26 protein-coding genes and 1 tRNA gene are annotated in these 24,425 nt (G+C 53.0%); 10 read left to right on the top strand and 17 right to left on the bottom strand.

Annotated features, from left to right (window positions below; all coding sequences use genetic code 11):
- Window positions 1-27 precede the first annotated feature (27 nt).
- The 3 genes from TU92_RS09805 to pnuC all read left to right on the top strand — a co-directional run bounded on the left by TU92_RS09805 (window position 28) and on the right by pnuC (window position 2,226).
- Window positions 28-103 (top strand) — tRNA-Lys (locus TU92_RS09805).
- A gap of 296 nt (window positions 104-399) precedes the next feature.
- Window positions 400-1,464: a quinolinate synthase NadA gene (nadA, locus tag TU92_RS09800; RefSeq protein WP_112166651.1), complete on the top strand. Its 1,065-nt coding sequence runs from the start codon at window positions 400-402 to the stop codon at window positions 1,462-1,464.
- 39 nt (window positions 1,465-1,503) lie between these two features.
- Complete coding sequence (gene pnuC, locus TU92_RS09795) at window positions 1,504-2,226, top strand: nicotinamide riboside transporter PnuC (RefSeq protein ID WP_112166682.1); 723 nt, start codon at window positions 1,504-1,506, stop codon at window positions 2,224-2,226.
- A 63-nt stretch (window positions 2,227-2,289) separates the two neighbouring features.
- Here pnuC and zitB read toward each other — a convergent pair whose 3' ends face one another.
- The gene (zitB, locus tag TU92_RS09790; RefSeq protein WP_112166649.1) at window positions 2,290-3,243 is read right to left on the bottom strand and encodes a CDF family zinc transporter ZitB; all 954 of its coding nucleotides are present in this window, start codon (window positions 3,241-3,243) and stop codon (window positions 2,290-2,292) included.
- 129 nt (window positions 3,244-3,372) lie between these two features.
- On the bottom strand, window positions 3,373-3,714 hold the full coding sequence (locus TU92_RS09785) for a protein YbgS (RefSeq protein ID WP_112166647.1): 342 nt from the start codon (window positions 3,712-3,714) through the stop codon (window positions 3,373-3,375).
- A 200-nt stretch (window positions 3,715-3,914) separates the two neighbouring features.
- On the opposite strand from TU92_RS09785, the gene aroG reads away from it, so the two are divergent.
- Window positions 3,915-4,967 (top strand): 3-deoxy-7-phosphoheptulonate synthase AroG, encoded by a 1,053-nt coding sequence (gene aroG / locus TU92_RS09780; protein ID WP_112166644.1) that lies wholly within the window; start codon window positions 3,915-3,917, stop codon window positions 4,965-4,967.
- A gap of 67 nt (window positions 4,968-5,034) precedes the next feature.
- Here the strand turns inward: aroG and TU92_RS09775 are convergent, their stop codons facing one another.
- The 13 genes from TU92_RS09775 to modE all read right to left on the bottom strand — a co-directional run bounded on the left by TU92_RS09775 (window position 5,035) and on the right by modE (window position 18,417).
- A complete protein-coding gene (locus TU92_RS09775; protein ID WP_112166642.1) occupies window positions 5,035-5,508 on the bottom strand; it encodes a GNAT family N-acetyltransferase in 474 nt (157 codons plus the stop codon).
- Window positions 5,509-5,609: 101 nt separating this feature from the next.
- Window positions 5,610-7,265, bottom strand: coding sequence for a methyl-accepting chemotaxis protein (locus tag TU92_RS09770; protein WP_112166640.1), 1,656 nt, complete (start codon window positions 7,263-7,265; stop codon window positions 5,610-5,612).
- Window positions 7,266-7,688: 423 nt separating this feature from the next.
- On the bottom strand, window positions 7,689-8,132 hold the full coding sequence (arsC, locus tag TU92_RS09765; protein WP_112166638.1) for a glutaredoxin-dependent arsenate reductase: 444 nt from the start codon (window positions 8,130-8,132) through the stop codon (window positions 7,689-7,691).
- A gap of 26 nt (window positions 8,133-8,158) precedes the next feature.
- Window positions 8,159-9,451, bottom strand: coding sequence for an arsenic transporter (locus TU92_RS09760; RefSeq protein ID WP_112166636.1), 1,293 nt, complete (start codon window positions 9,449-9,451; stop codon window positions 8,159-8,161).
- 57 nt (window positions 9,452-9,508) lie between these two features.
- On the bottom strand, window positions 9,509-9,844 hold the full coding sequence (locus tag TU92_RS09755) for a metalloregulator ArsR/SmtB family transcription factor (RefSeq protein WP_112166634.1): 336 nt from the start codon (window positions 9,842-9,844) through the stop codon (window positions 9,509-9,511).
- 176 nt (window positions 9,845-10,020) lie between these two features.
- Entirely contained in the window at window positions 10,021-10,773 is a 753-nt protein-coding gene (gene gpmA, locus TU92_RS09750) for a 2,3-diphosphoglycerate-dependent phosphoglycerate mutase (RefSeq protein ID WP_112166632.1), read from the bottom strand.
- Between the two features lie 206 nt (window positions 10,774-10,979).
- Window positions 10,980-11,312: a PsiF family protein gene (locus TU92_RS09745; protein WP_112166630.1), complete on the bottom strand. Its 333-nt coding sequence runs from the start codon at window positions 11,310-11,312 to the stop codon at window positions 10,980-10,982.
- Window positions 11,313-11,454: 142 nt separating this feature from the next.
- Entirely contained in the window at window positions 11,455-12,501 is a 1,047-nt protein-coding gene (galM, locus tag TU92_RS09740; protein ID WP_112166628.1) for a galactose-1-epimerase, read from the bottom strand.
- Window positions 12,495-13,643 carry a galactokinase gene (galK, locus tag TU92_RS09735; RefSeq protein ID WP_112166626.1) on the bottom strand — a complete coding sequence of 383 codons (1,149 nt, stop codon included), beginning with the start codon at window positions 13,641-13,643 and terminating at the stop codon, window positions 12,495-12,497. Before galK ends, galM begins: the two co-directional genes overlap by 7 nt.
- Complete coding sequence (galT, locus tag TU92_RS09730; protein WP_112166624.1) at window positions 13,643-14,692, bottom strand: galactose-1-phosphate uridylyltransferase; 1,050 nt, start codon at window positions 14,690-14,692, stop codon at window positions 13,643-13,645. The genes galK and galT overlap by 1 nt, the downstream gene beginning before the upstream one ends.
- An 18-nt stretch (window positions 14,693-14,710) precedes the next feature.
- Window positions 14,711-15,727 (bottom strand): UDP-glucose 4-epimerase GalE, encoded by a 1,017-nt coding sequence (galE, locus tag TU92_RS09725; protein WP_112166623.1) that lies wholly within the window; start codon window positions 15,725-15,727, stop codon window positions 14,711-14,713.
- 318 nt (window positions 15,728-16,045) lie between these two features.
- Entirely contained in the window at window positions 16,046-17,512 is a 1,467-nt protein-coding gene (gene modF, locus TU92_RS09720; RefSeq protein WP_112166621.1) for a molybdate ABC transporter ATP-binding protein ModF, read from the bottom strand.
- A gap of 122 nt (window positions 17,513-17,634) precedes the next feature.
- The gene (modE, locus tag TU92_RS09715) at window positions 17,635-18,417 is read right to left on the bottom strand and encodes a molybdenum-dependent transcriptional regulator (protein ID WP_112166618.1); all 783 of its coding nucleotides are present in this window, start codon (window positions 18,415-18,417) and stop codon (window positions 17,635-17,637) included.
- A gap of 173 nt (window positions 18,418-18,590) precedes the next feature.
- Between modE and TU92_RS09710 the strand changes: the two genes are divergently transcribed.
- The 4 genes from TU92_RS09710 (at window position 18,591) to modC (ending at window position 21,503) form a co-directional block, all read left to right on the top strand.
- Window positions 18,591-18,746, top strand: coding sequence for an AcrZ family multidrug efflux pump-associated protein (locus TU92_RS09710; protein ID WP_112166616.1), 156 nt, complete (start codon window positions 18,591-18,593; stop codon window positions 18,744-18,746).
- A gap of 234 nt (window positions 18,747-18,980) precedes the next feature.
- On the top strand, window positions 18,981-19,751 hold the full coding sequence (gene modA / locus TU92_RS09705; RefSeq protein WP_112166614.1) for a molybdate ABC transporter substrate-binding protein: 771 nt from the start codon (window positions 18,981-18,983) through the stop codon (window positions 19,749-19,751).
- Complete coding sequence (gene modB, locus TU92_RS09700; protein ID WP_112166611.1) at window positions 19,751-20,440, top strand: molybdate ABC transporter permease subunit; 690 nt, start codon at window positions 19,751-19,753, stop codon at window positions 20,438-20,440. The genes modA and modB overlap by 1 nt, the downstream gene beginning before the upstream one ends.
- Window position 20,441: 1 nt before the next feature.
- Window positions 20,442-21,503 carry a molybdenum ABC transporter ATP-binding protein ModC gene (modC, locus tag TU92_RS09695; RefSeq protein ID WP_112166609.1) on the top strand — a complete coding sequence of 354 codons (1,062 nt, stop codon included), beginning with the start codon at window positions 20,442-20,444 and terminating at the stop codon, window positions 21,501-21,503.
- On the opposite strand, the gene TU92_RS09690 is transcribed toward modC, so the two are convergent.
- The gene (locus TU92_RS09690) at window positions 21,500-21,763 is read right to left on the bottom strand and encodes a helix-turn-helix transcriptional regulator (RefSeq protein ID WP_112166607.1); all 264 of its coding nucleotides are present in this window, start codon (window positions 21,761-21,763) and stop codon (window positions 21,500-21,502) included. The genes modC and TU92_RS09690 overlap by 4 nt on opposite strands.
- 142 nt (window positions 21,764-21,905) lie before the next feature.
- On the opposite strand from TU92_RS09690, the gene TU92_RS09685 reads away from it, so the two are divergent.
- Entirely contained in the window at window positions 21,906-22,166 is a 261-nt protein-coding gene (locus TU92_RS09685) for a helix-turn-helix domain-containing protein (RefSeq protein ID WP_112166679.1), read from the top strand.
- A gap of 71 nt (window positions 22,167-22,237) precedes the next feature.
- Here TU92_RS09685 and TU92_RS09680 read toward each other — a convergent pair whose 3' ends face one another.
- A complete protein-coding gene (locus tag TU92_RS09680; protein ID WP_112166605.1) occupies window positions 22,238-23,059 on the bottom strand; it encodes a pyridoxal phosphatase in 822 nt (273 codons plus the stop codon).
- A 207-nt stretch (window positions 23,060-23,266) separates the two neighbouring features.
- Between TU92_RS09680 and pgl the strand changes: the two genes are divergently transcribed.
- Entirely contained in the window at window positions 23,267-24,268 is a 1,002-nt protein-coding gene (gene pgl / locus TU92_RS09675; protein WP_112166603.1) for a 6-phosphogluconolactonase, read from the top strand.
- The last annotated feature ends 157 nt before the right edge of the window (window positions 24,269-24,425 follow it).

The following is a 24,425-nucleotide window of genomic DNA, read 5'->3' as shown; positions in this document are numbered from 1 at the left end:
AGATAGAGCAGTACATAGTATTTAGATGGGCCGTTAGCTCAGTTGGTAGAGCAGTTGACTTTTAATCAATTGGTCGCTGGTTCGAATCCAGCACGGCCCACCACTTTCAAGTGGAATACATCTAAATCTAAGAATTCAGGAAAAAGCGCCTTTTGGCGCTTTTTTCGCATCTGAACCTCGAAACTTCATTTATCCCACCCGCGATTTACCTCGGTGCGGAATTAAAATCCATCACTTTTAAGTCCAGTAAACATTTTGAGCTTAACGGCTAAAATACCGACGACTTTTCTCCTTTTTTGCGTTATTTTGTTTAGCATACAAAACCACTCTGTTTCTGATTGAATCCAGGGGTGGCTTCCAGCCTTCAGGCATGACGCCTGACTGAATGAGATGATGAGTATGAGCGAAACATTGGATCTGAATGCGACGGTATACCCTTTCCCGCCTAAGCCCGCTGTTCTGAATGCAGATGAAAAGATTTTCTACAAAGAGAAGATTAAGAAACTGCTGAAGGAGCGTAATGCCGTGATGGTCGCGCATTACTATACCGATCCTGAAATTCAGGCGCTGGCAGAAGAAACTGGCGGTATCGTGGCAGACTCATTGGAGATGGCTCGTTTCGGCAGTCAGCATCCTGCGTCGACTTTGCTGGTGGCCGGTGTGCGCTTTATGGGAGAGACCTCTAAGATCCTCAGCCCGGAGAAAACCGTGCTGATGCCGACACTCCATGCGGAGTGCTCTCTGGATCTCGGTTGTCCTGAACAGGCATTTTCGGATTTCTGCGACAGTCACCCCGATCGTACCGTGGTGGTCTACGCTAATACCTCGGCAGCGGTTAAAGCGCGGGCAGACTGGGTAGTGACTTCCAGCATCGCCGTCGAATTGATCGAGCATCTGGATAGTCTGGGCGAAAAAATCATTTGGGCACCGGACCGTCATTTGGGCAATTACGTGCGTAAACAGACCGGTGCAGATGTGCTGTGCTGGCAGGGCGCCTGTATCGTCCATGACGAGTTTAAAACTCAGGCCCTGACCCGAATGAAAGGTTTGTACCCAAACGCCGCTGTGCTGGTGCATCCGGAGTCCCCACAGGCGATCGTCGACATGGCGGATGCGGTAGGGTCGACCAGCCAGCTGATTCAGGCGGCAAAAACATTGCCCAATAAACAGCTGATCGTGGCGACTGACCGGGGCATTTTCTACAAAATGCAGCAGGTGTGTCCGGATAAAGAATTATTCGAAGCGCCGACGGCGGGTGAAGGTGCCAGCTGTCGTACCTGCGCACATTGTCCGTGGATGGCGATGAACGGCCTGAAAGCCATTGCGGAAGGGCTTGAGCATGGCGGCGCGAAACATGCTATTGAAGTGGATGAAGCGCTGCGCGTGAAATCGTTGATCCCGCTTAACCGTATGCTGGCGTTCGCAGCTGAGCTCAAACTGCGTACTCAGTCTAAAACACTGTAAGCCTGTGCTTTGTAACTGACGAAAGGAAAGGATGAGATGATGGATTTTTTCAGTACCAGCAATATCCTGGTGCATATTCCGCTGGGGAAAGGCGGCTATGACCTGTCGTGGATCGAAGCCATAGGAACCATTTTTGGCCTGTTGTGTATCTGGTTCGCCAGCAAAGAAAAGCTGATCAACTATCCGTTTGGCCTGATCAACGTTACGCTGTTTGCGATCATTTTCTTTCAGATTCAACTTTATGCCAGCTTGCTGCTGCAAGTATTCTTCTTTGGTGCCAATATTTACGGCTGGTACGCATGGAGCCGCCAGACGGCAGATCAACAGGCTGAGCTGCAAATTCGCTGGTTACCGCGCGGAAAAGCGCTGCTTTGGGGCGCGATTTGTGTCGCTGGCATTCTGATGATGTCCTTCAATATAGACCGCGTGTTTGCCGCGCTCACGCTGCTGGCCGTTAATTTAATGCAGGCGCTTGGGCTGAATGTACAGATGCCGGAGCTGCAGCCTGATGCGTTCCCGTTCTGGGATTCATCAATGATGGTGCTGTCGATAGTGGCGATGCTGCTGATGACACGCAAATACGTCGAGAACTGGTTGCTGTGGGTGGTGATTGACGTCATCAGCGTGGCAATTTTTGCGTATCAGGGCGTCTACGCGATGGCGCTGGAATATCTATTGCTGACGCTTATCGCGCTGAACGGCTCCTGGCTGTGGATCAAAAGCGCGAAGCAAAACGGTTCGCTACCGCTGCACGCCGCCTGATGACCTGCCAACGCAAAACGCCTCCAACCGGAGGCGTTTTGCATTATGAAACATGTTAATCAATCAGTGATGATGCGCATGGCTATGGCCGTGATGATCGTGACCGCCGCTGGCGACAGGCACTTCATTAATCTCACAATCCGGCGTTTCACAATGACCGTATTCCATCTGGATCGTCGCATGACCGATGCGGAATTTCTCGAGCAAATGATGCTGAATGCGCCCGAGGAGCGCGTCGTGGTCATGCGGGGGTACCACCTGAACATGCAACGTCATCAGTCGCTGTTCACCTATCTGCCAGACGTGAACATGGTGCACGTTCCGCACTTCGGGAATACTGCGCGACAGATCCTTACGCAGCTCATCGATATCGATCTCCTCCGGCGTGCCCTCGAGTAATTCGTGGAAGCTCTCACGCAGCAACCGCCACGCATTATTCAGAACTAAACACGATACCAGCACCGACAAAATGGGGTCGATTGGCGTCCAGCCGGTATACATAATGATCAGCGCTGCGGCGACCGCACCAATCGAACCAAGCAAATCCCCGAGGACGTGAAGCGCTGCGGCCCGCACGTTGATATTGGCTTTCTCTTCTCCCTGATGCAGCAGCCAGAACGCCAGAATATTGGCGAACAGGCCGGCGATGGCGATCACCAGCATCGTGGTGCCCATGACCGGTTGCGGGTTGAAGAAGCGGGCGATAGCCTCCCACACAATCAGCACGACGATCACCAGCAATGCCGCCGCGTTCACGAAGGCCGCCATGGTGGTCAGGCGCAGATAGCCAAAGGTATGGCGTGAGTTGGGCTTACGTTTTGCGAAACGCACCGCCATCAGTGCGACAAGCAGCGCAGCGGCATCGGTAAGCATATGCCCGGCATCGGCCAGCAGAGCCAGCGAGCCGGAAATCAGACCACCGATCACTTCGGCGACCATAAAAGTGACGGTAATCAGGAACGCGAGCAGCAGTCGGCGACTGTTTTTGTCCTGAGGTAAAAATGATGATGCAGACATAATTGTATTCACAAAAATGATGAATAGAGGCAATTACAATAACGTAATCATGAAGTGTTGCAAGAAGGGGGCAGGGCGAAAAAAAGAGGAACCGAAGTTCCTCATGATTCTTTGCTGTGAAGGCGGGGTTTAATTGCCCGTCGCTTTAGACTGGTTAGTGCCTGGTACCTGATCCGGGCAGCGACCGTCCTTACACATTGCCTTTTTATGATCGACAGTTTTCTTACTCATATCGTGATGAGCTTTATCCGTCGTTTTGTGAGTCTTTTTATGGACTTCATTAACGGGTTTGTCGGTTTCATTGATTTTGTTGTTATCGACGCCGTTAGGCGCGATTTTCTGAATAGAGCCAGGGCTGTCGGACTGATTAGCTGCGCCGTTGTTAGAACCAGCATCGGTGCCTGCTGCAAGCGCGGCACCTGAAGTCAGGGCCAGAGCTGCGGTAAAGAATGCGATTGCGAACTTATTCATATTGTCATCTCCATTGTTACAGAAGGATCCGTCGTCGTTTTCGTATGGACAGTTAAAGGTTAGCTAATGAATTCATGTCCTGAATCAAAATGAGACTATTCGTAAGTGTAAAAGTAGATTTACACCGGCACCCAATACGGCTAGATTGAACGCGGTCAGCGTTTCGCTTTGTCTCTTATGAATACCCGAATGGAACAGTTATGAATTATCAAAACGACGATTTACGTATCAAAGAAATTAAGGAACTTTTGCCACCTGTCGCACTGCTGGAAAAATTTCCTGCGACCGACAAAGCGGCGAAAACAGTCTCTCAGGCACGCAATGCCATTCATAAGATTCTGAAAGGAAACGATGATCGTCTTCTGGTAGTGATCGGCCCTTGCTCTATCAATGATCCGAAAGCCGCAAAAGAGTACGCGGCGCGCCTGATGAAAATGCGTGAAGAACTGCAGGGCGAGCTGGAAGTGGTGATGCGCGTTTACTTTGAAAAACCGCGTACCACGGTGGGCTGGAAGGGGTTAATTAACGACCCGCATATGAATAACAGTTACCAGATTAACGACGGTTTACGCATCGCGCGCAAATTGTTACTGGATATTAATGATATTGGTCTGCCTGCGGCGGGCGAATTCCTGGACATGATCACGCCACAATATCTGGCGGATTTAATGAGCTGGGGCGCGATTGGCGCACGTACGACAGAATCTCAGGTTCACCGTGAGCTTTCCTCCGGTTTATCCTGCCCGGTCGGATTTAAGAATGGTACCGACGGCACCATCAAAGTGGCGATCGATGCGATCAACGCAGCCGGAGCGCCACACTGCTTCCTGTCGGTCACCAAATGGGGGCATTCCGCTATTGTGAATACCAGCGGTAACAACGATTGCCACATCATCCTGCGCGGCGGGAAAAAGCCAAACTACAGCGCGCAAGATGTGCAGGAAGTGAAAGAGGGCCTGAAAAAAGGCGGCCTGCCTGCACGTATCATGATCGACTTCAGCCATGCCAACAGCAGCAAACAATTCAAGAAACAGATGGAAGTTTGTGAAGACGTTTGCGCTCAGGTAGCGGGCGGTGAACAGGCGGTGATGGGCGTGATGGTAGAAAGTCATCTGGTGGAAGGTAACCAGAGCCTCGACAGCGGTGAGCCGCTGGTTTACGGCCAGAGCGTGACCGATGCCTGCATCGGCTGGGAAGATACTGAAGTGCTGCTGCGCAGCCTGGCGAACGCAGTAAAAGCGCGCCGCGGATAATCTCATCCCTCTATTTATCTGATATAAAGCCCCGTTAATTCGGGGCTTTTTCATTTTCGAATCAACATTATAATTCGCAGCGCATATCCATACAGCGCAGGTCAGCTTTTGCCATCCCGGAGCGATGCAGACTTTCCCTGACCAGACTGAACCCATTCTTTTGATAAAACGTAAAGGCGTTAGGCGTGGAGGATAAGGTCAGTGCAACCAGTCCTCGCTGTTTCGCTTCAGCTTTGATGGCGTCAAGGATCCGGCGGGCATAGCCTTTCCCGGTGAAATCAGGCAGCGTGAAAATGGCTTCCACGCTGTGATTTTGCAGATCAAGATAACCGGTCGCCACCGGGATTTTCCCCTCAGGCGAATCGACAACGAAAAAAGGATTACTGGCCACCGTTGTGCGGTATCCTGGCGGCATCAGGTCAGGCGTCCAGGCAAGGATAACCTGTTCATCATAGGTATTTTTGCATCCATGGCGGATGGCCTTATTCCTGATCTCCCAGAGTTTTTCTGCTTCATCCGGTGAGGCGAGTCTGACGGGCATGGGGTTCTCCTTTTTCGGGCTGCATTAAGCCATGCTCCGATATTAGGATTGCCATGTCTATGTTTTATCTCGAACGCCTGACGTCAAAGTTATCCCTGAGATTAAAACTGGGTCCAGCCGCCCTGATCGGTCACTAATGGTGGACTTTTGGCACGCATATCCGGCCTTTTAAGCATCGGGATGTCGGCGCGTTTCTCAGAGCCCCCAATTTTAAAGATGGAGACGATCTCAGTCAGGTGTCTGGCCTGCTCTTCCAGAGAGGCCGCTGCCGCTGCCGACTCCTGCACCAAAGCGGCATTTTGCTGAGTGACGCTGTCCATCTGTACCACTGCTGTACCAATCTGGCTGATCCCTTTACTTTGCTCTGTAGAAGCCGCAGCAATTTCGCTCATGATTTCACTGACGTGGCTGACAGAGCTGACTATTTTCTCCATCGCTTCACCCGCGCGCGTCACCTGATCTGACCCGGATTTAATATTTTCAACCGAGTCATTGATAAGGACGCCAATTTCTTTAGCGGCCTGCGCGCTGCGTTGAGCCAGATTACGCACTTCACTGGCGACGACGGCAAAGCCACGCCCTTGCTCTCCCGCACGGGCAGCTTCCACCGCCGCGTTCAGGGCAAGAATATTGGTCTGGAAGGCAATACTGTTGATGACGCTGATGATGTCGACAATCTTATGTGAGCTGCCGGTAATTTTGGTCATGGTGCTGATGACACCGCTGACAATATCGCCGCCGGTGTGTGCTTCCTGAGTCGCATGGCTCGCCAGTGTGCTTGCCTCTCCGGCGTTATCCGCATTTTGTCTGACGGTTGACCCCAACTGCTCCATGCTGGCGGCTGTCTCTTCCAGTGCGGAAGCCTGTTCTTCAGTCCGTGAAGACAGGTCGGTATTGCCGATGGAGATTTCGCTGGAACCTTTATAAATGGAATCTGCGCTGTTACGAATATCGCGTACGGTCTGCGCCCAGTTGCCCTGCATTTTATCGATGTAAGGGACTAACTGACCGATACAGTTTCTTCCCTGTTCGACAATTTTTTTGTCCAGTACACCAGTGGCCAGAGATTCCAGATGGGCTTTTATGATATTCAGGGGTTTAACGAGAAAATTAACTAAATAACGATCGCTCGCCATCATGATGAGTACGCTTATCATCAGTGCGCTAATGAGAATATACTGGCACCACGTTACCCAACGCGTAATCCTTGCATTTGCCTCAGCGTTTAAAGAGATTATTTTATTGTTGTATTTATCAATTGCCGCACTGAAGTTACGCCTAAGAGGAAGATACTTATCAGTTTTAATTTTCTCGAAGTCGCCGATTCTTTTATCTTTAGCAGATCCAAACAGGGGCAACACAGCGTCATTGTAAAGATTAAATGAACTGTTATAAATATCATCTATTGTTGGTGCATCAAGATTGCCATGATTAATCGCTTTAAATTGCATCAACCCTTTTTGCAGACTCTCTAATTCTATCGCCGTCGCCTTCATTTCGAGATCAAAAATGGCGTTATCGTTTTTGTCTATGCCTCCCATAGCACGTTCAAGCGAAGTGACAGCGCGATAGTACTGCGCGTTCGCGCCATTGATGATATCGCCATTATTTTGCTGAATAGTAGTCACACCCAGTTCGAGTTTTAACTCTTTAAGGGAATATAACGCAAATCCGGATGCTCCTGCCCAGAGCAATGAGAAAATGATGAGAATGAGTACGAGTGCCGTTCTTATTTTAATGTTTTTTAGAAAGCTCATGATATTTAACCCCGGTGGCACATGCTTCAAGGTCGTCTGATAACGGATTTTAATAAGGGTAAGTAATCAGTTAAAGGGCGATTCATACTATCAGGGATGTAATTTCCCCTTTCAGTATTATCGGGTGGATTTCTTTTATCTTTAGGTGTTTTGTCGGATTATCTTAATTTTAGAAAAAAACAAATTTTGAAAAGTTAAATGATTATTCAGATGAGGGGATAACCATAAATATATTTAATGCTATTTATTCTTAATTACAATGAATGGTAATGTTCATAACCGGTATTTCTGTGTTTTTTGGAATGGATATTTCTCGTCGCGATATCCACCCCAAATCGACGGTTCCGGGCCTGTCAGCCCTGCATCACCTCGTTGGCGATGCACGACGGATTGTATAAATGAACATACGGATCCAGCGCCTGGTCATTCATAAGCTGCCCCCTTAATAATTAACTGTCCGGTTTCATCAATCACTTTCTCACCGTCTTCCTTGGTGAAAGCGCCTTTCTGCGCATCCGGCAAAATATCCAGTACGATTTCGGAAGGGCGACAAAGCCGGGTTCCTTTCGGTGTCACGACGATCGGCCGGTTGATTAAAATCGGGTATGCCAACATGGCATCCAGCAGCGCGTCGTCAGAAAATTTATCGTCGCTCAGTCCGAGCTTTTCATAAGGCTCAACGTTTTTACGCACAAGTGCGCGTACGCAGATGCCCATACCGGCAATCATTGTGATCAGTTCATCACGTGATGGCGGGTTTTCCAGATACAAAATGATAGCGGGTTCAACGCCGCTGTTGCGGATAAGCGCCAGCGTGTTGCGCGACGTGCCGCAGGACGGATTGTGATAAATCGTGATATCGGTCATTGCGAGTTCTCTGTCAGGCGTGTGGTTCAGGCCACATGAAATGATAAGCGGACAGCCAGGGCTGCCAGCGTAACGAACAGTACCGGCAGGGTCATGACGATCCCGACGTAAAAGTAATAACCCCAGGTGATGGTGATATTTTTTTGTGCCAGAACGTGAAGCCACAACAACGTCGCCAGGCTGCCAATCGGCGTAATTTTCGGTCCGAGATCGCTGCCGATAATATTGGCGTAAATCATGGCCTCTTTGATGACGCCGGTTGCAGTGCTGCCCTCAATGGAAAGCGCGCCAATCAGCACCGTTGGCATATTGTTCATCAGTGAGGAGAGCAGGGCGCTCAGGAACCCGGTGCCCAGCGTGGCGACCCACAATCCGTGGACGGCGAAAGTATTCAGCACGCCGGACAACCACTCCGTCAGGCCAGCGTTGCGCAGGCCATACACCACCAGATACATCCCCAGTGAGAATATGACGATTTGCCACGGCGCTTCTTTCAGCACTTTACCGGTATCGATAATGTGACCGCGACGGGCGACCAGCCAGAGAATAAACGCTGCGACAGCAGCCACCGCACTGACGGGTATGCCCAGCGGCTCAAGGGCAAAGAAACCCACCAGCAACAGAATCAGGACCAGCCAGCCGGTTTTAAATGTGCGCATATCGCTAATCGCATCACGCGGGCGCCTGAGCCTGGCGACATCGTAGGTTTTCGGAATATCCTTGCGAAAGAACAGGTGCAGCGTGATGAGCGTCGCCACGATAGCGGCGATATCGACGGGCACCATGACCGAGGCGTAATCATTGAAGCCAAGCTTGAAAAAGTCGGCAGAGACAATATTGACCAGATTGGAGACGATCAGCGGCAGGCTGGCAGTATCAGCAATAAACCCGGCGGCCATGACAAAGGCCAGCGTCGCGCCCCGGCTGAAACCAAGCGCCAGAAGCATGGCGATGACAATGGGGGTCAGGATTAACGCCGCGCCGTCATTAGCGAACAGCGCAGCGACGCTTGCTCCGAGTAAAATAATGTAGGTGAACAACCAGCGGCCTTTGCCGTTTCCCCAGCGCGCGACGTGCAGCGCGGCCCACTCGAAGAATCCCGATTTATCCAGCAACAGGCTGATGATAATCACGGCGATGAATGTCGCCGTGGCGTTCCAGACAATTTCCCATACCACCGGAATATCACCGGGATGCACAACGCCGGTCGCCAGGGCCAGCACCGCGCCCAGGCTCGCGCTCCAGCCAATACCTAATCCACCGGGCTGCCAGATAATCAGTACCAGGGTAAAGATAAAAATCAGACCTGCGGGCCACATAGTGTTCTCCGATTTATATATGTTATTTCATATATGATTGAGTAAATTTTTAACGCATTATTGGCAAGCGACGCTGCCTTGTTGCAGCCGTTTGGTGAGCTGAGTGATTTGTACAAACTGGCATTGGGCGGTCTGCCTGATGATTTCGGCTGTCCACGCAGGAATGTGCGGTGAAAGGCGATAGTGGATCCATTTCCCTTCGCGTCGGTCTAATAACAGGCCGGTTTCGCGCAGCATCGCCAGATGACGCGAGGTCTTAGGTTGCGACTCTTCGATGGCGACGGTGATATCGCATACGCACAGTTCACCCATTTCATGCAGCAGCAGCGTGATCCCCAAACGGGTTTCATCCGAAAGGCATTTAAAGAGCTGAAGCGGGGTAAGCTCGGGCATAGACACTCCTGATGTGGTCGGGGAATATTACCCGCCAGAACGGGAGAGTCAATAACATATTCGAAAACATGAATATGTACTGGCGCGAAAAAACGTAAGTCATCCTGCCTTAAAAACAAAAAAGGCACGCTTGCGCATGCCTTTCATCCTTTACTGAACAGGTCAGTAAATATTAATTACTTCGCTTTACCCTGGTTTGCCACGGCCGCGGCTTTCGCTGCGATTTCGTCGGCATTGCCCAGATAGTAATGTTTTACAGGTTTGAAGTTTTCGTCGAATTCGTAAACCAGTGGAACACCGGTAGGGATGTTCAGTTCCAGAATTTCGTCTTCGCCCAGATTATCCAGGTATTTGACCAGCGCACGCAGGGAGTTGCCGTGTGCAGCGATGATCACGCGCTCGCCGCTTTCGATGCGAGGTTTGATAACTTCAGTCCAGTAAGGGATAACGCGTTCGATGGTCAGCGCCAGGCTTTCCGTCGTTGGCAGTTCTTCCTGAGACAGTTTTGCGTAACGCGGATCGTGGCCAGGGAAACGCTCGTCTGAACGGTCCAGCTCTGGCGGAGTCACGGCAAAGCCACGACGCCATTGTTTCACTTGCTCGTCACCGTATTTTTTTGCGGTTTCAGCTTTATCCAGACCCTGCAACGCGCCGTAATGACGTTCGTTCAGTTTCCAGGATTTTTCTACCGGCAGCCAAGGCTGATCCAGTTCGTCCAGAACGCTCCACAGAGTATGGATGGCACGTTTCAGCACGGAGGTGTAGGCGAAGTCAAAGTGGAAGCCTTCGTCTTTCAGCAGCTGACCGGCTGCTTTTGCTTCGGTACGGCCCTTTTCGGACAGTTCAACATCATGCCAGCCGGTAAAACGGTTTTCTTTGTTCCACTCACTTTCACCGTGTCGTACCAGCACCAGTTTGGTTACAGCCATAGCTAAACTCCTCAGTTAACTGAATTTTCAATGATAACAATTATCATTATAGGGTCTTGGCATCCTCATCGGCAATCGGTATGTACCCTGATCGCCGTTGTGTCACACCGTTTGAGGTTAAACATAACGAATTTGCTGCGGGGATGTAAAACAAAACGCGCAGACGGTCGCCCGAACCACGCGTTTTGTATAAAAGTGCAGCGTAATTAGCTGGCTTTTTTCAGGCAGGTGCTCATGAAAGTTTTACGTGCATCGCCTTTCAGCTCTTTCTTCGCCGCATCGGCATTACAGGTTTTCATTTTCTCCTGTTGCGGGCTCAGTTTTTCAGTGGCGTTACTTTCCGCTTTCAGGCAATTACTCATGAATTTTTTGCGGTCCTCGCCTTTGAGGGATTGCGTGGTGGCCTGCGAATTACAATCGGTCATTTTCTGTCGTTGCGCAGTCTGTGCCGCAGAAGGTGCTTTGACCGTATCAGCGGCCAGCGCAGAACCCGCCGCACACAAGGTGGCCAGCAGGGTTAATACAACGGGTAAACGCATAACGAACTCCTTATTAAACGTCCTTTTCGCAGGACACTCACTAAGCGTAGATGTGGCTGAACTCTTTAGCTGAAAATGTGCTGACGCAGATGCGGGGTAAGTCACAAAACAGGACAGGATCTGGCGATCCTGTCCATCAGGATCACAGCGCGAAGAACTGGTAGGTCGTGGCAGATTTATAGGTCTGGCCCGGTTTTATCCAGCAGCTGGGCTGCGGCCAGGTGGCGTGATTCGGGCTGTCGGGAAGGAATTCACTTTCCAGCGCCACGCCGCTGTAGCTGGCATATTCGCCGCCGGTGCGGTTCGGCGTACCACCGAGGAAATTGCCGCTGTAAAGCTGCAACGCTGGCGCAGAGGTGAAAACAGTCATCTGCACTTTACCGTCGGCAGACCACAAATGCGCCGCCGGGAATTCCCCGGAATTGCAGGTGCGGTTGAGCAGATAGGCATGGTCATAGCCCTTCACACGCTGCTGATCGCGATCGCTGAGGAAATCCTTCGCCAGCGTTTTCGGCGCGTTGAAGTTCATGCCGGTGTTTTCTACCGTGGTCGGATCGGCGCACGGAATACCGTCGCTGTCGACCGGCAGGAAGCGGTCGGCGAACAGTTGCAGCTTGTGCTGACGCGCATCGGTGCCTTCGCCATCAAGGTTGAAATAAGCGTGATTGGTCAGATTGACCGGGCACAGCTTATCGACCGTCGCGTCGTAACGGATTTCCAGACGATTATCGTCGGTCAGCTGGTAATGCACCGTGGCGGTCATATTGCCAGGAAAACCCTGATCGCCGTCGGCGGAGAACAGCTGGAAACTGACTTTCTGCGTACTTTGAGACAGGATCTTCCAGCGGCGCGCATGGAAACCTTCCGGCCCGCCGTGCAACTGGTGTACGCCCTGATTGGCGACCACCAGATGCGGTTTACCCTCGATCTCAAACTGCGCACGGGCAATGCGGTTGGCATAGCGCCCGACGGTCGCACCGAGATAGGCGCTCTGATTCATATAATCGTGCGGTGACTGGCAGCCAAGCAGCAGTTCGCGCGTGGTGCCATCGGCCAGCGGCAACGTGAAGGACAGCCAGGTCGCGCCCCAGTCCATGAACGTGGCGGTAGCGCCCGCCGCATTCTGTAGCGTCACCTGTTCAAACGGCTGGCCATCGGGCGCCAGCTGCGTATTTTCAGGTTTTAACATACGCCAGCTCCCTGTGATGCGGTGCAAACGTAGAAGGTTTCTTTCAGGCCGCTGTGCGCCTGATATTGTTCTTCCACTGCGTGACGCACTTTTTCCACCATGTCTTGCGGAACCAGTGCCACGATGCAGCCGCCGAAACCACCGCCGGTCATGCGCACGCCGCCTTTGTCGCCAATCACTTCTTTGACGATTTCAACCAGCTTGTCGATTTGCGGTACGGTGATTTCAAAATCATCGCGCATGGAGGCGTGAGATTCTGCCATCAGCTCGCCCATGCGTTTCAGGTCGCCGCTGGCCAGGGCGTCAGCCGCAGCCAGTGTACGGTCGTTTTCGGTGATGACGTGACGAGCACGGCGTGATACCACCGGATCCAGTTCATCCTCAATAGAGAAGAACAGGGCAGGATCTACGTCGCGCAATGCTTTCACGCCGAAGAAGCGGGCAGCCACTTCACACTGTTCGCGACGCGCGTTGTATTCACTGTCCACCAGACCGCGTTTGACGTTGGAGTTGATGATAACTACCGCGGCGTTTTTCGGCATGGAGACCGCGCGGGTTTCCAGTGAGCGGCAGTCGATCAGCAGGGAATGGTTTTCTTTGCCGAGTGCAGAAATCAGCTGATCCATAATGCCGCAGTTACAGCCGACAAACTGGTTCTCCGCTTCCTGACCGTTCAGCGCCAGGGCAACGCCGTCCAGCGGTAAATCATACAGAGATTTCAGCGCCTGACCGACGGCCACTTCCAGCGACGCCGAGGAGCTCAGACCCGCGCCCTGCGGCACATTGCCGCTTATCACCATGTCCGCGCCGGAGAAATCTTTGTTACGCAACATCAGATGTTTCACCACGCCGCGTACGTAGTTGGCCCACGGATGTGCGTCGCTGTGCAGGATGGGTTCGTCAAGTGAGAAGCTGTCTTCTTCGTTGTCGTAATCTGCGGCGATGACGCGGATCTGGCGATCGTTACGCTGGGCGCAGGCGATCACTGTTTCATAGTCGATGGCGCACGGCAGCACGAAACCGTCGTTGTAGTCGGTATGTTCACCGATCAGGTTCACACGGCCCGGCGCTTTGATGGTGATGGTCGCGGGGTAGCCGAATTTATCAGCAAAGATTTCAAGGACTTTAGTTTTCAGATTCATTATTTTTCTCCGGCCTCACGATAATGGACATCACTCACCGCGCGCAGACGCTCAGCGGCTTGTTCAGCCGTCAGGTCGCGTTGGGTTTCGGCCAGCAATTCATAGCCGACCATGAATTTACGCACCGTGGCTGAACGCAGCAACGGCGGATAGAAATGGGCATGCAGCTGCCAGTGTTCGTGGTCGCCCTCGGTAAATGGCGCGCCGTGCCAGCCCATCGAATATGGGAAAGAGCACTGGAACAGATTGTCGTAGCGGCTGGTCAGCTGTTTAAGCGCCAGCGCTAAATCACTGCGCTGTGCTTCGGACAAATCGGTGATGCGTTTGACGTGCGCTTTCGGTAGCAGCAACGTTTCGAACGGCCATGCCGCCCAGTAAGGCACCACCGCCAGCCAGTGTTCGGTTTCCACCACGGTACGGCTGCCGTCGGCCAGCTCGCGTTGCACGTAGTCCACCAGCATCGGCGAACCCTGCTGTTCAAGATATGTGCGTTGCAGACGGTCTTCGCGTTCCGCTTCATTCGGCAGGAAGCTGTTGGCCCAAATCTGGCCGTGCGGATGCGGATTGGAGCACCCCATCGCCGCGCCTTTGTTCTCGAAAACCTGCACCCACGGGTAGGTTTTACCTAAATCCGCAGTCTGTTCCTGCCAGGTTTTGACGATTTCGGTCAGTGCTTCTACCGACAGTTGCGGCAACGTTTTGCTGTGATCGGGCGAGAAACAAATGACACGGCTGGTGCCGCGCGCGCTTTCCAGACGCATCAGCGGATCGGTACTTTTCTGGGCAAACGGTGTATCAGGCATCAGCGCGGCAAAGTCATTGGTGAAGACGTGCGTGCCGCTATATTGCGGATTCACATCGCCGGTAACGCGGGTATTTCCCGGACACAGGAAGCAGTCCGGATCGTGCGCGGGCAGCACTTCATCGGAAACGGCTTCCTGCTGTCCCTGCCACGGGCGCTTGGCGCGGTGCGGGCTGACTAAAATCCACTGATCGGTCAGCGGATTGTAGCGGCGATGCGGATGTTCAATCGGGTCAAACGTGGTCATAAAGATTCCTTATCCGCCTTAGTTTGGGTAACCCTGCGGGTTTTTCGACTGCCAGAGCCAGGTGTCATTGGCCATATCTTCCAGCGTGCGGGTCACTTTCCAGTTCAGCTCTTTTTCCGCTTTGGTCGGATCCGCCCAGTAAGCCGGCAGGTCACCGTCACGGCGTGGCGCAAAGGTGTATTTCACCGGCTTGCCACAGGCTTTGCTGAAGGCATTGATGACTTCCAGTACGCTCTGGCCAAAGCCTGCGCCGAGGTTGTAAATGTGGACGCCTGGTTTGTTGTGCAGGGTTTTCATGGCGGCCAGATGGCCGTCGGCCAGATCGACAACGTGGATATAATCGCGCACGCCGGTGCCGTCTTTGGTTGGATAATCATTGCCAAACACCGCGACAGATTCACGACGGCCAACGGCAACCTGTGCGATGAACGGCATCAGGTTGTTAGGTACGCCCTGCGGATCTTCGCCCATCAGACCCGACGGATGTGCGCCGACCGGGTTGAAGTAGCGCAACAGCGTAATGCTCCAGTCTGGTTCCGCACGCTGTACATCCTCCAGGATCTGCTCGACCATCAGTTTGCTGCGGCCATACGGGCTGGAAGGGTTGCCGGTCGGGAAGTCTTCGACATAAGGCGTTTTAGGCTGATCGCCATACACGGTAGCCGATGAGCTGAAAATCAGGTTTTTGACGCCTGCTTCGCGCATCGCTTCTACCAGTACCAGCGTGCCGGTGACGTTGTTGTCGTAATACGCCAGCGGTTTCGCGACGGATTCACCCACGGCTTTCCAGCCTGCAAAGTGGATCACTGAGTGAATTTTGTGTTCGCTGAAAATTTTATCGAGGATCGCACGGTCACGAATATCGCCTTCGTAGAACAGCGGCGTTTTGCTGGTCAGCGTGTTAATACGCTCCAGCACGCTGACTTTACTGTTGTGAAGGTTATCCAGAATAATTGGCGTATAACCCGCATCAATCAATTGCACGCAAGTATGACTGCCGATGTAACCGCTACCACCTGTGACTAAGACGTACATAATCGCTCCCCGATGATTATCAATGCTGCAACGATATCACGCTGCAGGGCTGAAAAAGGTGATCCATCCCCAATAAAATGGAATCGCTTACACAAACAGTTTAGCACCTTTCTACCATGCTAAACAGCTGATACCAGCGGTAAGGAAAGCCAGAAGAATAACGCTACAGACCAGAAATGGCGCTTGGTGTAATCGCTTACACTTAAAGTTTCGCATTATCTGAAAACGGTTTTTCGGTGGTAAAGCGTCTGGCAGGGGAGGAAAGTGCGGGGAAAATGAGGAAAACAGGCCTTCCGCACCGGGAAGGCCGCTGTGTTTTTAACGTTGCTCGATCTGATACCGGTAGATATCGCCGTCCGGAATAAAGCTCAGACGATGCGTTATGCACTCCGGCGCGTCTTCTGCATGGTGAGATACGAACAACAGCTGGGTTTCCCCTTCGCCGATCAGGATATCGACAAAGCGGCGCACCAGCTGGCGGTTAATCGGATCCAGCCCCTGCAAAGGTTCGTCGAGAATCAGCAGCGCAGGGTGTTTGACCAGCGCGCGGGCGATCAGCGCCAGACGCTGTTGCCCCCATGACAGGCTGTGGAACGGCATCTCACCGGCTGCGCCACCGAGGCCGAGCAGGGCCAGCCACTGGCTGGTGAGTAAACGTTGCCGGTCAGAAACCGCCTGATAAATGCCGATGGAATCGAAGAAGCCGGAGGTAATCACGTTACGCACGCTGGTACTGACGCGGTAATCGAGATGCAGGCTGCTGCTGACGTAACCGATGTGGCGCTTGATATCCCAGATAGTTTCGCCGCTGCCGCGACGGCGGCCAAACAGTGTCAGATCGTTGCTGTAACCCTGCGCGTGATCGCCGGTGATCAAACTCAGCAGGGTCGATTTCCCTGCACCGTTTTGCCCGGTGATCTGCCAGTGTTGTCCGTGATCGACCTGCCAGCTCAGATTGTGCAGGATCGGTTTATCGTCGTACTGCACCACGCCGTTGCGCAGCACAATCAGCGGGCTGTCTGCCGGCGGACTGACGCGGGCAGTCGGATCCTCCGCTTCGGGCACCGCCATGCCGCTCAGGCTTTCGCTGTGGGCCAGCTGCGCCACCAGCGCATCGGCCATCACCTGTTCGCGCGGGCCGACGGAGGCCAGCGTGCAATCCGCCAGCACGCCGACGTTCTGCACAAATTCAGGAATATCATCAAAGCGGTTTAGTACCAGCACCATGGTCTGGCCCTGTCCGGCCAGCGTGGCCAGCAACGCTGCCAGCTGGGCGCGCGCATTGACGTCGAGGCCGTCGAAAGGCTCGTCAAGCACCAGCAAGTCAGGCTGTTGCATCAGCACCTGGCACAGCAGCGTTTTGCGCGTTTCACCGGTGGAAAGATATTTGAAACGGCGGTCGAGCAATTTCTCAATGCCAAACTGGGCGGCGAGGGCGGCACAGCGCGCCGGATCCTGCACCTCTTCCTGAATGATTTCGGCGGTTGTGCGGCCGGTGTCATCTTCACCTTCACTCAGCAAATCGGTGTTGTTACGCTGCCATTCATCGGCCACCAGTCTTTGCAGTTGCTCGAAGGAAAGCCGGACGATGTGGCCAAAGCCGTTTTCGCGGGTGCCTTTGAGCAATGTGAGGTCGCCTGCCAGGGCGCGGGCCAGTGCGGATTTTCCGCTGCCGTTGGAGCCAACGAACGCCCAGGTATCGGCCTGCTGAACAGTGAGATCGGGAAGTGCGAGGGTTCGGGTATCGCTCAGGCGGAAAATGCCTTGCGAAATATGTAACGACATTGTTATCCCTTAATTCGAAATAATGATGAATTAAGGGATAAGCGCTCAGGTTCTCTGAGTCAATTGACAATTCTGCAAAGTGTCAGCGCTGATTCTGCAAGATACTGATTATCAGTGTTTTTTCAGCACAGCGTGGCGATAATCACTTTGTCGTCATCAAACTGAGCAAATGCCCTCTGACCGGTTTCGAGCTTCAGCGTATCCATTTCCTCGTTCGGCACCGTGGCGCACAGCGTCTCGCCGCCGGGAAGTTTCAGCAGCACTTCGCTGTTCATGTCGCCGCGCTGAATATGGGTGATGTCGCCCGGCAACGCGTTGTGTGGATTTTCGGCATTGAAACCCAGAGTAATCCACGGCGCTTTGATGAGCACCAGCACTTCCTTGCCGGGCGTCAGCGCCAGGCGATCGGCGCTTTGCTCGGTAATGGCGGCGCGTATTTGTGTTTTCCCGTCGGCCAGCATCACATTGATATGCTGCTGGACGCTCTCATGGCTGCGTTCCACTACGTTGCCGAAGAACTGATTGCGCGCACTGGTCTGTAACGAGAAACGGGAAATGGCGGCCAGCAAACTGTCGAGGGGAAGGGAATCTTCTTTGAGTACATCAAACGCTTTTTGCTGGATCTGCGCCAGCAGCTCGTACAGCTGAATCAGACGTTCGCCGTAAGGCGTGAGGATTGCGCCGCCGCCGCCTTTGCCGCCGGTGCTGCGCTCTACCAGCGTTTCATCCGCCAGCTGATTCATCTCGTTGATGGCGTCCCACGCGCTTTTATAGCTGATCCCTGCCAGCTTTGCGCCCTGGCTGATCGAGCCGGTATAGCGCACCTGTCGCAGTAATTCGATACGGCGCGGGTCGGCGAATAGCCGCTCTTGTAGCCTGAGGGTTAACAGAATTTCAGCTTGCATGTCAGCTTCCTTAATAGACGAAGATGTATTGTCGCCGTTTAACCCGTCCGCAGGCAAGTTGGCGAAATGCTAAAGTAATTCCAGCCCCGTACTGCTATTATCTGTGACAGTCTGTCATACAGTTTATGAACATCGCCGTCGTTGTGCGATCCAGCCAGTCAAGTGAGGCTATCATGTTAGAATTAATCGAAAGTTTGGTATTTGCTGCCATCATGGTGCCGGTCTTCATCGCGGTGATCCTGGGTCTGATCTGGGGACTGGGTACCGTCTTCAACGTTATTTCCGTTATCGGCCACTCTAAAGAGTCCCGCAGTAAGCCTCATTACTAAGTTGTCGTGATGCAGTCTGAATCCGAAGAACCCGGCCATTGTGCCGGGTTTTCTTTTTTCTGCGAGCAGCACAAAGCTCCTGAAAAAAATATTCACCGCAGCCAGATCAACAAACTTCAAGTTCTGCCAGTTTCCGCCGATAAATCAGATGACAACCCATTTTCCTGCGCTATATTGTTGCCTACATAACGCATCACCTGATGTATGAATAACGGATAACAGGCGAGGAAAACGATGAAAGCTTCCTGGACAACATTATTTACGGCGACTGTGCTGGTGGCAGGGCTGAACGTGCAGGCGCAGGCCGCAGACAAAATTACGGTCTTTGCCGCGGCGTCGCTGACCAACGCGTTGCAGGACATCGCGACGCAGTATCAGAAAGAGAAAGGCGTGCAGGTGGTATCTTCCTTCGCCTCGTCTTCTACGCTGGCGCGCCAGATTGAGCAAGGCGCACCGGCGGATCTGTTTATTTCTGCCGATCAGCAGTGGATGGATTACGCCATCGGCAAACAGCAAATTGTCGATAACACCCGTTATACTCTGCTCGGCAATGAGCTGGTGCTGGTTTCTGCAAAAACCAGCAAAATCGACAAAGTCGATATCTCTGAAAAAACGCAGTGGCTTAAACTGATTGGTGACAGCCGCTTAGCCGTCGGAGATCCGGACCACGTCCCGGCGGGCATTTATGCCAAAGAAGCGCTGCAAAAACTGGGCGCCTGGACCACGCTGGAACCTAAACTGGCGCGTGCCAGCGACGTTCGTGGCGCTCTGGCGCTGGTCGAGCGTGAAGAAGCTCCGCTGGGTATCGTCTACGGTTCTGATGCCATTGCCAGCAAAAAAGTGAAGGTTGTCGGCATCTTCCCGGCTGCAAGCCATAAGCCGGTGGAATACCCGATGGCTATTGTTAAAGGCCACGAAAATCCGACGGTCAGCGCGTTTTATGATTATCTGAAAACACCCGCTGCCGCAGAGATCTTCAAACATTATGGATTTACGCCACGCTAATGATGTTGAGTGAATATGAGTGGCAGGCGGTATTTCTCAGTCTGAAAGTATCGAGCCTGTCCGTAGTTTGCAGTCTGCCACTTGGTATTCTGATGGCGTGGATCCTGGTCCGCTGCCGCTTTCTCGGCAAATCCCTGCTCGACAGTATTATCCATTTGCCGCTGGTGTTACCGCCAGTGGTGATTGGCTATTTGCTTCTGGTGGTGATGGGGCGGCGGGGCGTGGTGGGCCAGTGGTTATATGACTGGTTTGGGTTTAGCTTCAGTTTCAGCTGGCACGGCGCGGTGCTGGCTTCTGCCGTCGTGGCGTTTCCGCTGATGGTGCGCGCTATCCGCCAGTCCCTGGAAGCCGTGGATCCGAAACTGGAGCTCGCCGCCCGCACGCTCGGAGCGTCGCCGTGGCGGGTGTTTTTCACCATCACCTTGCCGCTTTCAGTTCCCGGTGTGATAGTCGGCGTGGTGCTGGCGTTCGCGCGTTCGCTGGGCGAATTTGGCGCGACCATTACCTTCGTCTCGAACATTCCCGGCGAAACCCGCACCATTCCGCTGGCCATGTACACCCTCATTGAAACTCCCGGCGCAGAAAGCGCAGCCGCACGTCTGTGCGTGCTGGCGATCCTGTTGTCTCTGGCGGCCTTACTGATTTCTGACTGGCTGGCGAAACGCAGCCGAACGCGGCTGGGAGGCTGATATGCTGGAACTGGATTTCAGTCAGCAACTGGGTGAGCTGAATTTGCAGGTCACACAAACCTTACCGGCACAGGGCATCACCGCGATTTTCGGTTTGTCCGGCGCGGGGAAAACGTCACTGATCAACGCCATCGGTGGTCTGACGAAACCCGACAGCGGACATATTTCGCTCAATGGCCGGGTGTTATCTGATGCCGATAACAAAATTTTCCTGCCGCCTGAAAAGCGCCGTGTGGGATATGTATTTCAGGACGCCCGTCTGTTCCCGCATTATCGCGTGAAAGGCAACTTGCAATATGGCATGGCGGCGTCGATGCGCGGCCAGTTCGACAGCATAGTACGGCTGCTCGGCATTGAATCTTTGCTCGATCGCTTTCCGTTGACGCTCTCCGGCGGTGAAAAACAGCGCGTGGCGATCGGACGTGCGCTACTGACGGCACCGGAAATTCTGCTGATGGATGAGCCGCTGGCAGCGCTGGATCTCCCGCGTAAACGCGAGCTGATGCCTTATCTCGAGCGGCTGGCGCAGGAAGTCAATATTCCGATTCTGTACGTCACGCACAGTCTGGATGAAATTTTGCGCCTGGCGGAAAAAGTGCTGGTGCTTGACGGTGGAAAAGTGCTGGCGATGGGCAATCTGGAGGACGTCTGGGCGAGCAACGTGATGCGCCCGTGGCTGCCAAAAGAAGAACAGAGCAGTGTGCTGAACGTCAGCGTACTGGAACATCATCCGCGCTACGAAATGACCGCGCTGGCCATTGGCGATCAGCGGCTGTGGATCAGTAAAGTTGACGAAGAACCGGGGACGCCTATGCGGGTGCGGGTTAATGCCACCGACGTTTCACTGGTGTTGCAGCCGACGGCCAATAACAGCAGCATCCGAAACGTCCTGCCTGCGCAGGTGCTGGAATGTCTTGACGTGGGCCACCAGATTGAAGTGAAACTCGCGATGGCCGGCCATATTATCTGGGCACGCATTACACCCTGGGCGCGCGATGAGCTGATGATCCGCGCAGGCCAGTGGCTGTATGCGCAGATCAAAAGCGTGTCATTAAACCGTTAAGCTTTTGGCGCGTTAAAGGTTTCATACAACGCCAACACCTGTTCGGCAAAGTCGTCGTCCAGAATATAGAAATAGCATTCCGGTACGTTCAGCACGCGGGCAAAATGACACATCGTGTCGAAGTTCGGGCTGTACGTGCCGCTCTCATATTGCGAAACCCTTGAGCGCGCCGTGCTCTCATCAATGCCACCCAACACACCGAGTTTTTCCTGCGTGAGGTCGGCTTTTTTTCGTGCTGATTTCAGTCTGTGCGGGATCATCTTCAATAACCATATAAACTGTATTGACGTCATGTTAAGCATCACTTAACATATTGTTGTTTAGAGTTACTGAACGATGTTACTGGAAAGAGTAGACCTCATTTCAAAGGCAGTACCGACAACAAAAGGAAGAACGATGAAAATGGAAAATGACTGGCATCCGGCGGACATCATTGCCGGGTTGCGCAAAAGGAAAACCACGCTGGCTGCAGTCTCACGTGAAGCCGGTTTAGGATCGTCAACGCTATCCAACGCACTGGCCCGCCCGTGGGCAAAGGGTGAGAAGATTATCGCCCAGGCGTTGGGTATGCCGCCTTCAGCGATCTGGCCAAGCCGTTATTTCGACGAAAATCACCGTTCAATTCCGCGATGCGTCAGGGCGGAAAAGAAAAAGGCGGAATGACGATACCTCTGGATTGTCCTACAAAACGCCTTCCTCAATGACAGAAGAGGGCGTTTTCTTTTATGACCTCATCAGCTCAGCACTTTACTGCGGATAACGTCCGCGATGCCCGGCGTTTCATGATCGCCAATCACCAGCGCGGCGCGCTCTTTAATGGCATCTACCGCATTGCCCATTGCCACGCCTAACCCGACGTTTTCCAGCATGCTCAGATCGTTGAAATTATCCCCAAAGGCGATCACGTCCTGCATACTCATACCCTGAGATTCGACCCACTCCTGTAAACGACGGCCTTTGCTGTTGCCACCCTTGGCGACGTCAACCTGATCGTGCCATGACCATTCGCAGGCCAGACCCAGTTCGTTTTCCACCTGCGCGGCAAAAGTATGCAGCGCATTGAGATCCTGATGCGACGTGGCAAATTTCCACACGGAGTGCGCATCGTCGGCCGCGTCACGCAGGCTGTTGACCTGCACGATGTTCGGGCGCTGGCCTTCCGGCAACGTTTCGCCCCAGGCGATTGAACGGCTGACATGGCCGCTCGGTTGCTGATAAAGCATCGCGTCATCGACATACAGCAGGCCATGAATGCCGTGATACTCGAGCAAATCGACCACTTTTTTGGCCTTCACTTTATCCATGGGATCGGACGTCAGTACCTTACGTGCCTGATAATCATAAAGATACGTTCCGTTACAACAGATAGCCGGTGTATCGAGCTGTAAGGCCTGATAAAACGGATGGATCGCCACGTGATGACGCCCGGTGACGATGACCACTTTGATACCCTGAGCACGGGCATCGGCCAGCGCGGACAGGGATTCAGGCAGGATACGTTTTTGACGGTCGAGCAGCGTACCGTCGAGATCGAGTGCGATAATGCGATAAGTCATGGTCAGTCCATCATAAAGTGAGAGGATCGAAGAAATTATCACCATGTTACCGTGTTAAGCCTGCTAATTAAACCTTCAAACCCGCCAGACGTGGTGCAGTGAATGCCTTGTCGGCTCCCCGGTTTATTTAGGGCGTGGAGGGTTTGGGGTTGTTGGGTTATCCTGAACTACGCTTTCAAATCTAATGAGATTTAATAAGGAGTTGTGATGAAGCAAGTTGTCTACGTTGCCAGCCCTGATAGCCAGCAAATCCACGCATTTCGTCTGGCGGACAATGGTGAACTGAGCCTGCTGCAAACCGTGGAAGTGCCGGGACAAGTTCAGCCGATGGTTATCCATCCTGACGGCCACCGTCTGTATGTGGGTGTGCGTCCTGCGTTCGGCGTTCTCACTTACCGTATCGATAACGAAGGTAAACTCGAAGAAGCGTCGATGGCTCCGCTGCCGGGCAGTCCGACGCATCTGGGGATCGATCTTCAGGGGCGCTTTGTTTTCTCGGCTTCCTACAGCTTCAATAACGTCAGCATTCATCCGCTGGACGAGCAGGGCCACGCACTTGCTCATACCCAGGTTCTGGAAAATATACAGGCACCGCACTCTGCCAATATCGATCCGACCAACCAGTTGCTGATGATCCCCGCGCTGAAAGAAGACCGTATTCGTCAGTTCGATTTCAGCGTCAACGGTGAAGCCACGCCGCATGATTCTGCCGAACTGCGCACTGTCGAAGGTGCCGGTCCGCGCCACATGGCCTTCCACCCAAATCATCATTTCGCTTACTGCGTAAATGAGCTGAACAGCAGCGTGGATGTGTATCAGAAAGACGTCACCAGCGGCGAATACCGTCAGGTGCAAACGCTGGGCATTATGCCTGCCGATTTTACTGGCACCTGTTGGGCAGCCGATCTGCACATCACGCCTGACGGCAAATTCCTGTATGCGTCTGATCGTACCGCCAGCCTGATCTCCGTGCTGACCGTGTCCGAAGATGGCAGTGTGCTTGAACTGGTGGGACATCACGCCACGCAAACGCAGCCGCGCGGGTTCAATATCGATCACACCGGCAAGTTTGTTATTACCGCCGGTCAGAAGTCTGACGCTATTGAAGTCGCGAAAATTAATCCTGAAAACGGTCAACTGACGACGCTTAACACCTACAACGTAGGTAAAGGTCCGATGTGGGTGAGCATTCTGGAAATTCGTGGATAACAGAATCATTAATTAACGAACTTAATGATTGGTTTGATATTAATGAATAATCCCACCCCGTAATAATGATCAAGCCCCTGTATTAGGGGCTTTTTTGTTTCCTGAGCATCCCGTGCCATTGTTAAGACTTATTTTCATTCCCCTCTAAATATTGTGC

Source organism: Rahnella inusitata (genome assembly GCF_003263515.1).
Lineage (GTDB): Bacteria > Pseudomonadota > Gammaproteobacteria > Enterobacterales > Enterobacteriaceae > Rahnella > Rahnella inusitata.
The sequence above is the reverse complement of the archived record's forward strand: the minus strand, read 5'-3'. Positions and strand labels throughout refer to the sequence as shown.